This is a genomic window from Thermococcus sp. 21S9 (assembly GCF_012027635.1).
In the GTDB taxonomy this organism is placed as follows: Archaea; Methanobacteriota_B; Thermococci; order Thermococcales; family Thermococcaceae; genus Thermococcus.
Map to the genome: position 1 here is coordinate 802,833 of NZ_SNUS01000001.1, position 12,609 is coordinate 815,441.

Consider the following 12,609-nt stretch of genomic DNA (forward strand, 5'->3'; position numbering starts at 1 on the left):
GCCCCGCAAACCCTTTTAAAACCCCGCCCTACATCGAGCGAGAGGTGTTGCCATGGACGAGTTTGAGAGGGCAGTTAGAGAGCTGGCGAGACTCGTGATGGATGGCGAGATTAAGAGCCGAGACGAGCTCAACCGCTGGAAGATTAAGGTGGCGAGAAAGTACCATCTCTCAAAGATTCCGGGCAATTCCGATATCCTGAAGACCATTCCTGAAGAGAGGCGCGAGGAGTTCCGGGACTTGTTGAAGAGAAAGCCGACGAGGACGATAAGCGGGGTGGCTGTTGTCGCTATGATGACGAAGCCGTTTCCCTGCCCTCATGGCAGGTGTATCTACTGTCCCGGCGGGCCGAGCGTTGGTTCACCCCAGAGCTACACGGGAAGGGAGCCGTCAGCTTTGAGGGCAATCCAGAGCGCTTATCACCCTTACATCATCATGATGCGTCGCCTCAAACAGCTCACCGACATAGGCCACGACGTTGACAAGGTCGAGGTCATAATCCAGGGCGGAACCTTCCCGGCGGTTGACCTGGACTACCAGGAGTGGTTCATAAAAGAGGCCTTTAAGGCTATGAACGACTTCCCGCACTTTAAAGACGTAGAGAACCTCGAGGAGAAGCTGATTAGGCTGATAGTGAAGAAGGACGAGTCCGTTTTTGAGGAAGACCCGAAGTTCCGCGAGGCATGGCTCAAAACTCACTCAAAGCCCTACTACTACCTTGAAGACGAGCAGAGGAAGAACGAGAAAGCTAAGGTCAGGATGGTCGGCCTTACGATAGAGACCCGCCCGGATTGGGCCTTCGAGAGGCAGATTGACAGGATGCTCAAGCTCGGAACGACGCGCGTTGAGCTGGGTGTTCAGACGGTCTTTAACTTCATCCACGAGAGGACCAAGCGCGGTCACGGCGTCGAGGAGATTGTTAAGGCCACACAGCTTCTCCGTGATGCCGGCTTGAAAATCAACTACCACATAATGCCCGGCCTTCCGGGAAGCAACTTCGAACGCGACCTCTACACCTTCAGGACGATTTTCGAGGATTCCCGCTTCAGGCCCGACATGCTAAAGGTTTACCCGACGCTCGTAACCAAGGACGCCCCCCTCTACCGCTGGTGGAGGGAAGGTAAATACCGTCCCTACCGCACGGAAGAAGCGGTAGAGCTCCTCGTCGAGGCCTACAAGCTCTTCCCGAAGTGGGTTCGCGTTATGAGAATCCAGCGCGACATTCCGGTTCAGCTCATCGTTGACGGTGTCAAGCACTCAAACCTCGGCCAGCTCGTCTTCAACGAGCTAATCAAGAGGGGCATAAGGCCGAGGGAGATTCGCTTCAGGGAAGTCGGCCACATGATGGAGAAGTTCGGAATCCAGCCGGAGGTGGAGCATATAAAGCTCCTCCGCGAGGACTACGAGGCAGCTGGCGGAAGGGAAATTTTCCTGAGCTTTGAAGATACCAAGAACGACATACTGATAGGCTTCCTCCGCCTCAGGATTCCGAGCGAAAAAGCCCACAGGAAGGAGATAAACTGCTGTCCCTCGGCGATAGTCCGGGAGCTCCACGTTTACGGCCCGCTCGTGCCGATTGGAGGAAAGCCACGCTATGAGTGGCAACACAGGGGTTACGGAAGGGAGCTTCTGGCCGAGGCTGAAAGAATCGCCCGCGAGGAGTTCGACGTCAAGAAGATGCTCGTTATCAGCGGTGTCGGCGTCAGGAACTACTACCGGAAGTTCGGCTACCGGAAGAACGGGCCCTACGTCGCGAAGAGGCTCGATAGGGGCTATGCGGACTACAAAAAGAGTAAAGAGTTCGACGCGCACCTGAACACTTAGGCCTGGAGTTCCTCTTCAATCTTTCTTAGTTCTGCCTCTTTAACCGCCTTTTCGTGTTCCCTGTCTCCCTTCGCGCCCTTAAGTCTCTTTGAGAGGTTCATGAGGACGTTCTCCGGGCCGTAGCATATCAGAACGTCGCCTGGCTTTATCAGCGTGTCTCCCCTTGGGGCACCGATGTAGATTTCGCCCTTTTCGGTTTTCCTGTAAATTCCAAGGACAAGAATTCCTTCCTTGTCGAGTTCAAGCTCCCTCAACGTCCTGTTGGCCAGCCAGCTGTTCCGTTTTACCTTAATCTGGGATATTGAGTACCCGTGGGTTATGCCGAGGAGCTGGGTGTAGTCGTAAACCCTGAGCTGGGGGAATGCCCTGTTCAGGAAGCGCCGAATCCACTTTTTCATCCACCGCTCCACCCGCCGGGAGGTGAAGATTACGTAGAGGGTCCCGAGGCTGAGCGCGAGGATTATCAGGTAGCTCGTCGCCTCCGCCCTGCTCTTTCCGACGAATGTCAGCACGAGGGTGGCCATCGCGGAGGCTATTCCGGCGCTTCCAAGGAATATGAGGGTCCTTATTATCTTCCTCCGCGCGGGGTGGGACACGACGTACTCGCTCTCGCTCGTGGTAAAACCCGTTCCCGAGAAGGCTGACTGGGCCTGAAACGAGGCTACCTCTTTGGAGAGGCCCGTCATCTCAAGGGCGGTGGCGCCTATCCTGACGATTATGAGCGAGAGCGTTATGACCAAAATGAGGGAAACAAGGGCTATCAGCCCTGTTCACCCCCTTGCAGGAGTCCTTTCGCCCTCTGCCTTCGCCGCCAGCGCTATCGCGATGAAGTTGGCACCGCTCATTATGAGGTCAACTGACACGAACAGTCCAATCGCCCAGAGGCTCGACCAGGGCCACTGGAGCACTATCAGGACGCCAAGGAATATCGTCAGGACTCCCGACAGGGTCATCAGCGCCCACTGGCTCACATCTCTGTTCTGGAAGGCAACTCCAATCCTTATCGCACCTATTGCAATCAGCGAGAACCCGAGGACGAGCGTCAGTACGGTCGTCGCGAGAACGGGGTTCTCAAGGGTCGCTATACCGCCTATGACGTAGATGACACCCATGAGTATGTGCAGGCCCCTGCTCTTCCAGTCCCTGGCCTTCGCTATTCCCTGCGCAATCTGAAGCGCTCCGGCGACGAGCATGAAGGCTCCGAAGATGGCAACGCTCGTTATCGTCACCAGTGGCAGGAGGAGCAACCCAGCGAATCCGAGGGTCACGAAGATTATTCCAAGGCCCAACAACCAGGCCCAGTTCTTCTTGAGCTCACCGTACTCCATTCTACCACCTCCGTATTTTTTCACGAAAAGTAACTTTAACCGCTTAAAAAGTTTTCTGTAATTTAGTTACTAAAATATCGAGAGCTTTATAAAGGGATAACCCAACACCCGCCCATGCGCTTCAAACCGAAACCCTTCACAGAGCCAGTTGGCTTCCGCTGTCTCTACTGCCTCGACTGTTGCAGGGGAAGGCACGTCTACCTGACTCTGAAGGACGTCGAGCGAATAGCCAAAGCCGGAAACGACCCCCAGGACTTCGTGACTTTCTCGGTTGAAGGGGATAAGATACGCTTCGTTCTCGCCGTCCGCGAGTGGGATTTGGGTTGCGTCTTCCACGACCCTGAAACCGGTAAGTGCCGGATTCACGAGGTCAGGCCGATTATCTGCCGTATTTACCCATTCATGGTCTCTAAGAAACCGCTCGGCGTCGAGGGGGAGATGCCCTTCCGGTACAAAGGAGAAACCCTGTGGCTCTACTTCGATGAGAGCTGTCCCGGAATAAACTCCGAAAACCCGGAAACGACGATAACGCCCGAGGAGATAGCGGAGCTCGGGCTTGAGTTCGAGAGGGAGTTCGAGAAGACAGATATGGACGGCTTTGCAAGGCTACTCGACGAGCTCGAAAAGTAAATATACAACTTCTCCCTAACATCTCTTATGAAGGGCCTCCTGCTGACTTGCATTTATCTCGTTCAGGGCGTTCTCAACATCGTCTTCTACGGGATTCCTTCGATAATGTTCTCCGTTCTCCTTCCCCAGCGGGTGTTTCGTGAAGTTGCGTGGCTCATTCCGTTCCTGGTTCTCCTGTATTTCGCCCTCGGGGCGTTCTCCCTCTATTCAATGGGCTTCACCCCAAAGCCGGGCAGGGGGAGGCTCATTGGGGTAGTTTACTTCTCCGTTGGTCTTATTGGCTCTCTGGCCGTTTTCCCTGAGTTTACCGACGAGACTCCCCTCCTACGGGTTCTCTTCGTTGCCTGGGCACTCCTCTCGCTCCTCGGCCTGTTCCTCCTGCTCCGCACGGAAAACCTTGAGGACGTTTCGCCCCTGCTCATCGTTTCGGCGCTCCTGATTCTGCTGTTCTCGGGCGCGGTGAGCTTCCTGACCGCCCAGTGGATTGTTGAGGATTACTACGCACACATTCATATGAACGAAAGCGTTCCCGAGAACGCGACCGTTATTGTTGCCCACCCAGAAAACGTCAGCCCTCCCAACGGAACGGGCTAAGCTTTTAAGTTCCGTGCCAAGGGTAGTGACATGAGCCAGGAACTCCGCTACCGCCGTGCCTCCGCATGGGAGTACGACTTAATCCTTCGCGAGGCCGAGAAGTACGGCGAGTTGAAGCACCATTTCTTCGCCGTCGTCGAGGGTAAGTTCAGGGACGTTTACGCCGTCAACGAGAGGGTCTGGAGGGAGCTTGAAGGCCTGGCCGTCAAACCCTACGCCTACGGAACCTTCGTCGGCACGATTAAGGTTGACAACCTCGTTGAAAAGTTCTACCCCAACGTCGAGTTCTTCTACTTTGTTGAGGTCGAGAAGAACTACGCGGTGCTGAGTCCAAAGGCCGGCTTCCTCTTCACCACGGGCAAGGACGTCCCGAGGAGTGGTGTGAGGAAATACGTCTGGCAGGGGACGAAGAAGCTCGTAATCTACGACGAGAACGGGATTATCCTCGGCATTGGCAGGATAAACCCCGAAAGCAGGAGGAAGTTTATCCTGAACGTCACCGACATCGGGGAGTTCCTGAGACGGAAGCGCTGAATTTTCTAACCGCACGTAACCTTTTTAAGACCTTTTGCGTAGAGCCTAATGGTAACTAAAGGTTACTAAAGGGGGTGACGCTCATGATTAAGAAGGTCAAGACCGGCATTCCCGGCATGGACGAAATCCTTCACGGTGGAATCCCCGAGAGGAACGTCGTCCTGCTCAGCGGTGGGCCGGGAACGGGGAAGACGATATTCAGCCAGCAGTTCATATGGAACGGACTCCAGATGGGTGAGCCTGGCATTTACGTTGCCCTCGAGGAGCACCCGGTTCAGGTGAGGCAGAACATGGCCCAGTTCGGCTGGGACGTCAGAAAGTACGAGGAAGAGGGCCTCTTCGCGATGGTGGACGCCTTCACCGCTGGAATCGGCAAGAGCAAGGAGTACGAGAAGTACATCGTCCACGACCTGACCGACATCAGGGAGTTCATAGACGTCCTCAGGACGGCCGTGAAGGACCTCGGGGCCAAGCGCGTCGTTATCGACTCGGTTACGACGCTCTACATCAACAAGCCGGCGATGGCGAGGAGCATCGTCATGCAGCTCAAGCGCGTTTTAGCGGGTCTCGGGGTTACGAGCATACTCGTTAGCCAGATAAGCGTCGGCGAGCGCGGATTCGGCGGACCCGGCGTTGAGCACGGCGTTGACGGCATAATAAGGCTCGACCTTGACGAGATTGACGGCGAGCTCAAGCGCTCGCTGATAGTCTGGAAGATGCGCGGAACCAGTCACTCCATGAGGAGGCACCCGTTCGAGATAACCGACAAGGGAATCGTGGTCTATCCTGACAAGGTGCTGAAGAGAAAGGCCATCGTTGAGATTGAGTGAAAAACTGAAAGGGGGTGAGAGGTATGGAGGTCCCGTTGAACCCGATTGGAAGGGAGGAGATACACAGGCTCGAGAGCATACTGCTCTTCGCGACGCTCTTCAGGCCCGAGGTCATAGAGCTCATCAAGGACCCGGCCGAGAGGCTCACCTGGGTCGACAGCCTCGCGGTAGCGGCTGGAGCGATAGCGAGGGAGAAGGCTGGCATGACCGTCAGGGAAATCGCTGAAGAGCTCGGCAGGACGGAGGCTACCATAAGGAAGCACCTCAAGGGCGAGACGAAAGCAGGTCAGCTCGTCAGGGAAACCTACGAGCTCATAAAGCAGGGCAAGCTCGACGAGCTCGTCAGGAACGTTGAAGTCCTCGCCAAGGGCGGTCAGCTCGTCGCGCTCGAGGAGTACGAGAAGCTCAAGCGTGAGAAGGAGGAGCTTGAGGCGAAGCTCAACGAACTCAGGGAGAGACTCAAGGAGCTTGAAGCTCAGAACCGCGAGCTCCAGGCGAAGCTTGAGAACGTCAGAAAGGTTCTCAACGACGCACTCGAGAGGATAAGGGAAATAGAGAAGCTACTTTAACTTCCGTTTCCGTTTTTCCTGAGGCTCTCTTCCCAGGTCATTATCATGTGGGTGAACGTTTCATCGTCCTCCTCGATGCCCCTCTTTATCTCGGAGACGTGGGCGTACTTGGCCTTGAGCTTGTCGAGGATGTAGTCAACGGCCTTCTCGGGCTCGGCCTTGGTTCCGCAGGTGTAAACGTCCAAAGCCGCATAACCTTTTTCGGGCCACGTGTGAATCGAGATGTGGCTCTCCGCAACGATGACGACTCCGCTGACCCCAGTTGGTGAGAACTTGAAGAAGTAGCTTGACTTGACCTCCATGTTGCCGACCTTAGCCGCCTCAAGGAATATCTGTCTTATCTTGTCAGCGTTACCGAGTATCTCTGGGTCGCACCCGGCCGCTTCCACAACGTAGTGAAAGCCAATGGTCTCTATCTCGCTCATGGCTTCTCACCTGAGGGGTGGGTAGTGCGCTCCCTTTTTAAAGTTAATCCCGAAAGTGAACGGGAATAAGCGGGCCGTTTCAGTTCTGAACTAACCGGAACGGAGTTTTATGGATTTAAACTGAAAGTTTCTGGTAGTTTTTGGAAAATTCTGTTATTCTCTGCCAAAACTGGTTTTAAGGCGTCCGAAGCCGTTTAAACTTTCATGGTGAGCGGTGCTCAACTTAAACCAGCGAACCACTAATTTTAAAACTCGCCCTTCAAATTAACCACAAGTCGAGATTACAAACTCTCAGGGGTGAACGTATGGCCAGGAAGAAGGCTAAAAAGCCCGGAGAACCCAACGAGTTCCGGGCGAAAAAGCGCGAAAAGCTCAGGTTTTTGGCCGAGATGGAACCAAGGAAGATGATAATCTACCCGCTCGCGGTTTTCATAATCGCACTGCTCCTGCTGGCGGTGCACTTCCCTCCACTCGGCATTGACCTCAAGGGCGGTGTCGTGGTTACCGGTTACGGGATAAACGCAAACCCCGACCAGGTGGAGAAGTGGCTCAGCAGTGAGCTCGGCGTCAACGTCAACGTTGAAAGCTTCACCAGCGTTGAGGGAACGAAGGGAATCCGCGTTTACGCTCCCGCCGGAGTTGACCCGGTTAAGATTATCAACCTCCTCAAGCAGAAGTACCCCAACGCCGAGTACACCCACAGTGAGGTTCTGCCGACGTTTGGAGAGCTCGCCAAAAAGCAGGGAATCAAAGCAATAGCATTCGCATTCCTCGCGATGGCGGTGGTGGTCTTCCTGTTCTTCAGGAACCCTGTCTCATCGCTGGCAATAATATTCTCGGCCCTCTCCGACATGACGATAGCGGTTGCCATGATGGGCGTCTTCGGAATCCAGCTGACGACAGCGACGATAGCCGCGTTGCTGATGCTCATAGGTTACACCGTTGACAGTAACATTCTCCTGACCACCAAGCTCACGCGCAGGAAGGAGGACACCATAGAGGAGGCCTACCTGAGCGCGGTATCGACGGGCTTTACCATGAGCACCACGACGCTTGGAGCCCTCTTCATGCTCTGGCTCATCTCAACGTCGCCGACGATAGACAACATAGCAATAGTCCTCATCTTCGGTCTCCTTGCAGACTTCATGAACACCTGGATTTTCAACGCCGGCGTTCTCAGGTGGTATCTCTCCACAAGGGGGGTTAAGGCATGAACAGGAAGCTTAAGAAGTTGCTCTTCAACTGGAGGATAATCCTTCTCATCATATTCCTCTCGGGTTCCATAGCGACCCTCGCCACCCGGCCCCTTACCTTTGGAATAGACATCTCGGGTGGAGTTGCGCTCATAGCGCAGACCGAGCACCCCGTTGACTCCAAGACGATGGAACTCGTCGTGGATTCCCTCCAGAAGCGTTTGAACACCTACGGTCTCCGCGACGTCCAGGTTCAGGGACAGGGTAACGACATAGTTGTAGTCAAGGTCGCGAACGTGACGAGTGCAGAAGAGGCAAACGCCCTCAAAAAGGTCATTGAGAGCCAGGGTGTCTTCTACATGGAGTTCGACGGCGTGATATTTGGAACGGGTAAGGACATAACCTACGTTGGTGTTTACCAGATTAAGCCCGACAACAGCTGGGCGGTTCCTTTCAGGATTTCCAAGGCCGCCGCAGAGAAGTTCGCCGAGCTGGCCAAGGGCAAAGCCGGCTGGCCCGTTGACATGTTCCTTGACCCTCCTGTCAACTCGCTCCTCGTCGTTCCCAAGAGCCTCTACGACCTCATGAACAGCACTGCCTTCAACGCCCAGGCACCCCAGGCTCCTTACCTGATAGAGAGAATTCACAAGGCCTTTAACATAACCACGATAGCTTACGCCAACCAGAGCGCCGAGGAACTCAAGAAGCTCGCCGATGGTAAGCCGATAGTCCTCGTTGACGTCGGCGAGAACCTCGTTGACCCGCTTAAGTCAATGAACGTGAGCGTCCGCTACATACCGAGGCAGAGTGGAGTTACCGACACCGACTTCATCAAGAGCGTCCTCGGTCTCTACGGCCCGTACTCCCTCGGTGAGGGCCTTGCCAACGGCGAACCCCAGACGGATGTCCAGATAACCGGCCACGCGGCAAACAGGCTTCAGGCGGAGCAGGAAGCCAAGACCGTCTACACCGTCCTCAAGAGCGGTTCGCTCCCGGTCAAGCTCAAGGTTATCGGAATGCAGTTCATCTCGCCCAAGCTGGGAGAGAGCTTCAAGACCCAGGCCCTCTACGCGGGAATAGCGGCGTTGATAGCCGTCCTGCTGATAGTCTACTTCCACTACAGGAGGTGGAAGATAGCCATACCCGTTGCCAGCACGAGCCTCTTCGAGGTCACGATAATCCTCGGCATCGCAGCGTTAATCAAGTGGAACCTTGACCTGCCGAGTATTGCAGGTATCATCGCGGCAATAGGTACGGGAGTTGACCAGCAGATAGTCATCACCGATGAGCTCCTCGGAGGCGAGAGGTCAACGAAGATAACGAGGCGTGCCAGCAGTCTCAAGAGGATTGGAAGGGCGTTCTTCATTATATTCGCCTCGGCCGCGACGACGATAGCTGCCATGAGCTTCCTACTGGTCTACTTCGTCGGAACCCTAAAGGGATTCGCAGTGACGACCATCATCGGTGTCCTCATCGGAATCTTCGTCACGAGGCCTGCCTACGCCGAGATAGCCAAGTACCTCGTCGGTGAGGACTGATGTACGTCATAATAATGGGAGCCGGCAGGGTTGGTTACCTCGTCGCCAAGATGCTCGAGGAGGACGGCCACGACGTTACGATAATCGAGATGAACAGGGACAGGGCAAAGGAGCTCTCAATGCAGATAAACGGCCTTGTGATAGAGGGCGACGCAACGGACCCGAAGACGCTGGAAGAAGCAAACATAAAGCAGGCCGACGCCTTCGCGGCTTTAACTGGCAAGGACGACGCGAATTTACTGGCCTGCATCCTGGCGAAGAACCTCAACCCGAACGTCAAGACCTCACTTAGGATAAGCAACCCCAAGAACAGGAGAATCTTCGAGGAGGTCGGCGACCTGAAGAAGTACTTCGACTTCGTGATTTCACCGGAGGAGATAGCGGCGGAGTACATCAGCAGGAACATAGTCACGCCGGGATTCGATAGGGTGCTCTTCCCCAAGGAGGGTGCGGAGATAGTGCGCTTCAACATAGACGAGAACAGCAAGATTGCCGGAAAACTCGTTAAGGAGCTCAAGCTCCCCAAGGACGCGCTTATCATAGCGGTTTACGATGAGAAAGGCAACTTAATCATCCCGTCCGGCGATACAAGGTTGCCAGAGAGGGGTCAGGTCATCGTCTTCGCCAAGAACTCCGTCCTCAAGGAAGTGAAGGAACTTTTGGAGGGCGGGGAGTAGACCTAAAATCCGACGAAAATGAATGCACACCTTTAATCATTTTTTCATTTCTGTCCCATCAAACCATAAACTATTTAAACCAGTTAGGGAAGCCAAAGGTGGCGAAAAGCTCAACTGTTTTCAGGGTCATCGGAGGGACGGCTCATGGAGGACGTCATCAAGCGGATTGTTGATGCAGAAAAAGAAGCAGAGGAACGTATTGAGCGCGCCAAAGAGGACGCAAAGGCCATCGTCCTCAAGGCCAAGGAAGAGGCCAAGGCCATAGAGGAGGAAATCCTTTCCAAAGCCCAGGTTGAGGCCGATTCCCTCGTCCAGAAGGCGAGGGAAGCGGGGGAGGCCGAGGCCAAGAAAATCCTCCAGGAGGGTGAGAAGGAAATCGAGGCCCTCCGCGCGAAGGCCGAGGCCAACTTTGAGAGCGCCATAACCCAGGCAATAGAGCTCGTGAGAGGGGGCTGAGATGTTCAGGCCCGAGGAGATGGTCAAGCTCGACGTCATAACGCTCAACCGCTACAAGGACGAGCTGTTGACGTACCTTCACGAGGCCGGGCTCGTGGAGATTCGCGAGCTCGACGTTAAGGTTGCCCAAAAGGACACTCCAAACGAGTACCATCGAAAGGCCGCTTCCTACAGCATAACTATCTCGAGGCTCGCCGACTTTCTCAAGGCCCACAAAAAGGCTCAGGGTGGAGGAATAAAGGAGTTCTTCTTCCCGAAGGAGAAACCAAAGAGAACCTACCGCTACGAGGGCATTGAGAAGCTCATCAAGGACGTTGAGGAGTTCCTCTCGAAGGTCGAGCCCGAGATAAAGGCCGTTGAGGGTAAGCTTAGCTCGCTCCAGACCGAGATTGAGAGGATTAAAGAGGCCATAGCCACCCTCGAACTCCTGTCGGTCTTCAAGCTCCCCGTTCAGTACCTCAGGCACAGCGGTCTCGTCGAGGTTTCCGTCGGTTCCGTCGATAGGGCCAAGCTCGGGGCCCTCCTTGAGGACCTCAAGAAAATCACCGAGGGCAAGGTCGCCGTCGTGACCAAAGAGCTCGGCGACAAGGTTCTCCTGGCGATAGCCAACCTCTCGAAGGACCACGACAAGGTCAACTCCGTCCTTGCCAAGCACTCCTTCGAGAGGATTGAGGTTCCAGAGGGTGAGGGAACGCCCGACGAGCTCGTCAAGGAGTACAGGAAGAAGCTCGACGCCAAGCTTGAGGAACTCAAGGAGACGAAGAAGGAAGCCGAGAAGCTCGCCGAGAAGTACTACGACGACGTCGTTTTCTATCAGGAGCTGATGGAGAACGAGCGCGACAAGGCCAACGTTCTCCCGATGCTCGCAAGGACGAACATGACGTTCGCTTTAACGGGCTGGCTCCCGAGGGTCGACGTTCCGAAGGTCCTCGAGGGCATAAAGAAGGTCACCCAAGGAAAGGCCTACATAAACGTCCGCGAGCCGAGCAAGGATGAAATCGAGGAGATTCCGATTAAGCTCAAGAACCCCGGCTGGGCGAGACCCTTCGAGATGCTCACCGAGATGTACGGCGTTCCGAGATATGACGAGATAGACCCGACGCCGATAATAGCCTTCACGTACTCGTTCTTCTTCGGCTTCATGCTCACCGACTTCATGTACGGTCTCATCGTCGGCATCGTCGCGGCACTGCTCGTCAAGGGCCACAAGAAGTTCAACGACGGAACCTACAAGTTTGCCTACACCCTGCTCGTCAGCTCGTTCTTCACGATGCTCATGGGAATCCTCTTCGGCAGTTACTTCGGCAACGCCGGCGACATAGTCCTCCAGCACATCACCGGCAACCCGAACGCCCAGTTCCCACGCATAGCGGACGCCTTGAAGGACCCGATGTTCGTCCTAATGCTCGCACTCGCCATAGGTCTCGCGCACCTCTTCACCGGCTACACCATAGGCTTCATCGTCAAGTGGAAGAACGGTGACAAGAAGGGTGCTCTGCTGGAACAGCTCCCCTGGATGCTCATAATACTCAGCATAGTCTTCTTCGCGACCAAGAACGCCTCGCTGATGCTCCCGGCCAAGGCACTCTTCGGAATCGGCATAGTCCTCTTTGCAATCGGCGAGATAGTGTCCAACGGCGGTCTCGCGGCACTGATGATAATATCGGACTTCTTCGGCTTCGTGGGAACTTGGCTCAGCTACGCAAGGCTTATGGCCCTTGCACTGGCAACCAGCGGAATAGCGATGGTCGTCAACGTCCTCGCCGCGATGGTCTGGGGAATCAAGATAAGCGTCGTTCCGCTCGGAATCATCATCGGTTTGATTATCTTCGTCGGCGGTCAGCTGTTTTCGACCGCCATAAACGCCCTCGGAGCGTTCGTTCACTCGCTCCGTCTCCAGTACGTTGAGTTCTTCGGAACCTTTTACTCGGGCGATGGAAAACCCTTCACCCCGTTCAAGTCCAAGAGGGAGGTTTCGAAACTCGAGTTGAAAGCTGATGGAGGTGCATGAAG

Annotated in this window: 14 protein-coding genes; 11 read left to right on the top strand and 3 right to left on the bottom strand. The window is 55.0% G+C overall.

Features of this window, described 5'->3' with window-relative positions; genetic code table 11:
- The first annotated feature begins 52 nt into the window (after positions 1–52).
- The gene (locus tag E3E28_RS04635) at positions 53–1,822 is read left to right on the top strand and encodes a tRNA uridine(34) 5-carboxymethylaminomethyl modification radical SAM/GNAT enzyme Elp3 (RefSeq protein ID WP_167914223.1); all 1,770 of its coding nucleotides are present in this window, start codon (positions 53–55) and stop codon (positions 1,820–1,822) included.
- On the opposite strand, the gene E3E28_RS04640 is transcribed toward E3E28_RS04635, so the two are convergent.
- Together E3E28_RS04640 and E3E28_RS04645 are read right to left on the bottom strand one after the other, a co-directional pair.
- Entirely contained in the window at positions 1,819–2,586 is a 768-nt protein-coding gene (locus tag E3E28_RS04640) for a potassium channel family protein (protein WP_167915206.1), read from the bottom strand. The genes E3E28_RS04635 and E3E28_RS04640 overlap by 4 nt on opposite strands.
- A gap of 6 nt (positions 2,587–2,592) precedes the next feature.
- Positions 2,593–3,150, bottom strand: coding sequence for an HdeD family acid-resistance protein (locus E3E28_RS04645; protein WP_167914224.1), 558 nt, complete (start codon positions 3,148–3,150; stop codon positions 2,593–2,595).
- A 114-nt stretch (positions 3,151–3,264) separates the two neighbouring features.
- On the opposite strand from E3E28_RS04645, the gene E3E28_RS04650 reads away from it, so the two are divergent.
- The 5 genes from E3E28_RS04650 (at position 3,265) to E3E28_RS04670 (ending at position 6,307) form a co-directional block, all read left to right on the top strand.
- Positions 3,265–3,780 carry a YkgJ family cysteine cluster protein gene (locus E3E28_RS04650; RefSeq protein WP_167914225.1) on the top strand — a complete coding sequence of 172 codons (516 nt, stop codon included), beginning with the start codon at positions 3,265–3,267 and terminating at the stop codon, positions 3,778–3,780.
- Positions 3,781–3,807: 27 nt separating this feature from the next.
- On the top strand, positions 3,808–4,374 hold the full coding sequence (locus tag E3E28_RS04655) for a hypothetical protein (RefSeq protein ID WP_167914226.1): 567 nt from the start codon (positions 3,808–3,810) through the stop codon (positions 4,372–4,374).
- 30 nt (positions 4,375–4,404) lie between these two features.
- The gene (locus E3E28_RS04660) at positions 4,405–4,908 is read left to right on the top strand and encodes a PUA domain-containing protein (protein WP_167914227.1); all 504 of its coding nucleotides are present in this window, start codon (positions 4,405–4,407) and stop codon (positions 4,906–4,908) included.
- A gap of 83 nt (positions 4,909–4,991) precedes the next feature.
- Positions 4,992–5,738: a KaiC domain-containing protein gene (locus E3E28_RS04665; protein WP_167914228.1), complete on the top strand. Its 747-nt coding sequence runs from the start codon at positions 4,992–4,994 to the stop codon at positions 5,736–5,738.
- 23 nt (positions 5,739–5,761) lie between these two features.
- Entirely contained in the window at positions 5,762–6,307 is a 546-nt protein-coding gene (locus tag E3E28_RS04670) for a hypothetical protein (RefSeq protein ID WP_167914229.1), read from the top strand.
- Here E3E28_RS04670 and speD read toward each other — a convergent pair.
- Positions 6,304–6,723 (bottom strand): adenosylmethionine decarboxylase, encoded by a 420-nt coding sequence (speD, locus tag E3E28_RS04675; protein ID WP_167915207.1) that lies wholly within the window; start codon positions 6,721–6,723, stop codon positions 6,304–6,306. The genes E3E28_RS04670 and speD overlap by 4 nt on opposite strands.
- A 314-nt stretch (positions 6,724–7,037) precedes the next feature.
- Between speD and E3E28_RS04680 the strand changes: the two genes are divergently transcribed.
- From E3E28_RS04680 to E3E28_RS04700, 5 genes are all read left to right on the top strand, one after another.
- Entirely contained in the window at positions 7,038–7,946 is a 909-nt protein-coding gene (locus E3E28_RS04680; protein WP_167914230.1) for a protein translocase subunit SecF, read from the top strand.
- Entirely contained in the window at positions 7,943–9,463 is a 1,521-nt protein-coding gene (locus E3E28_RS04685; RefSeq protein ID WP_167914231.1) for a preprotein translocase subunit SecD, read from the top strand. Before E3E28_RS04680 ends, E3E28_RS04685 begins: the two co-directional genes overlap by 4 nt.
- Complete coding sequence (locus E3E28_RS04690; RefSeq protein ID WP_167914232.1) at positions 9,463–10,140, top strand: TrkA family potassium uptake protein; 678 nt, start codon at positions 9,463–9,465, stop codon at positions 10,138–10,140. The genes E3E28_RS04685 and E3E28_RS04690 overlap by 1 nt, the downstream gene beginning before the upstream one ends.
- A 144-nt stretch (positions 10,141–10,284) precedes the next feature.
- Complete coding sequence (locus E3E28_RS04695) at positions 10,285–10,596, top strand: V-type ATP synthase subunit H (protein ID WP_167914233.1); 312 nt, start codon at positions 10,285–10,287, stop codon at positions 10,594–10,596.
- A 1-nt stretch (position 10,597) separates the two neighbouring features.
- Complete coding sequence (locus E3E28_RS04700; protein WP_167914234.1) at positions 10,598–12,607, top strand: V-type ATP synthase subunit I; 2,010 nt, start codon at positions 10,598–10,600, stop codon at positions 12,605–12,607.
- Positions 12,608–12,609: the final 2 nt, after the last annotated feature.

Bases quoted from the DNA above. Each gene is read 5' to 3' on its own strand.
- E3E28_RS04635 (WP_167914223.1), top strand. From the start codon at position 53: ATGGACGAGTTTGAGAGGGCAGTTAGAGAGCTGGCGAGACTCGTGATG.
- E3E28_RS04645 (WP_167914224.1), bottom strand. From the start codon at position 3,150: ATGGAGTACGGTGAGCTCAAGAAGAACTGGGCCTGGTTGTTGGGCCTT.
- E3E28_RS04650 (WP_167914225.1), top strand. From the start codon at position 3,265: ATGCGCTTCAAACCGAAACCCTTCACAGAGCCAGTTGGCTTCCGCTGT.
- E3E28_RS04655 (WP_167914226.1), top strand. From the start codon at position 3,808: ATGAAGGGCCTCCTGCTGACTTGCATTTATCTCGTTCAGGGCGTTCTC.
- E3E28_RS04660 (WP_167914227.1), top strand. From the start codon at position 4,405: ATGAGCCAGGAACTCCGCTACCGCCGTGCCTCCGCATGGGAGTACGAC.
- E3E28_RS04665 (WP_167914228.1), top strand. From the start codon at position 4,992: ATGATTAAGAAGGTCAAGACCGGCATTCCCGGCATGGACGAAATCCTT.
- E3E28_RS04670 (WP_167914229.1), top strand. From the start codon at position 5,762: ATGGAGGTCCCGTTGAACCCGATTGGAAGGGAGGAGATACACAGGCTC.
- E3E28_RS04680 (WP_167914230.1), top strand. From the start codon at position 7,038: ATGGCCAGGAAGAAGGCTAAAAAGCCCGGAGAACCCAACGAGTTCCGG.
- E3E28_RS04685 (WP_167914231.1), top strand. From the start codon at position 7,943: ATGAACAGGAAGCTTAAGAAGTTGCTCTTCAACTGGAGGATAATCCTT.
- E3E28_RS04690 (WP_167914232.1), top strand. From the start codon at position 9,463: ATGTACGTCATAATAATGGGAGCCGGCAGGGTTGGTTACCTCGTCGCC.
- E3E28_RS04695 (WP_167914233.1), top strand. From the start codon at position 10,285: ATGGAGGACGTCATCAAGCGGATTGTTGATGCAGAAAAAGAAGCAGAG.
- E3E28_RS04700 (WP_167914234.1), top strand. From the start codon at position 10,598: ATGTTCAGGCCCGAGGAGATGGTCAAGCTCGACGTCATAACGCTCAAC.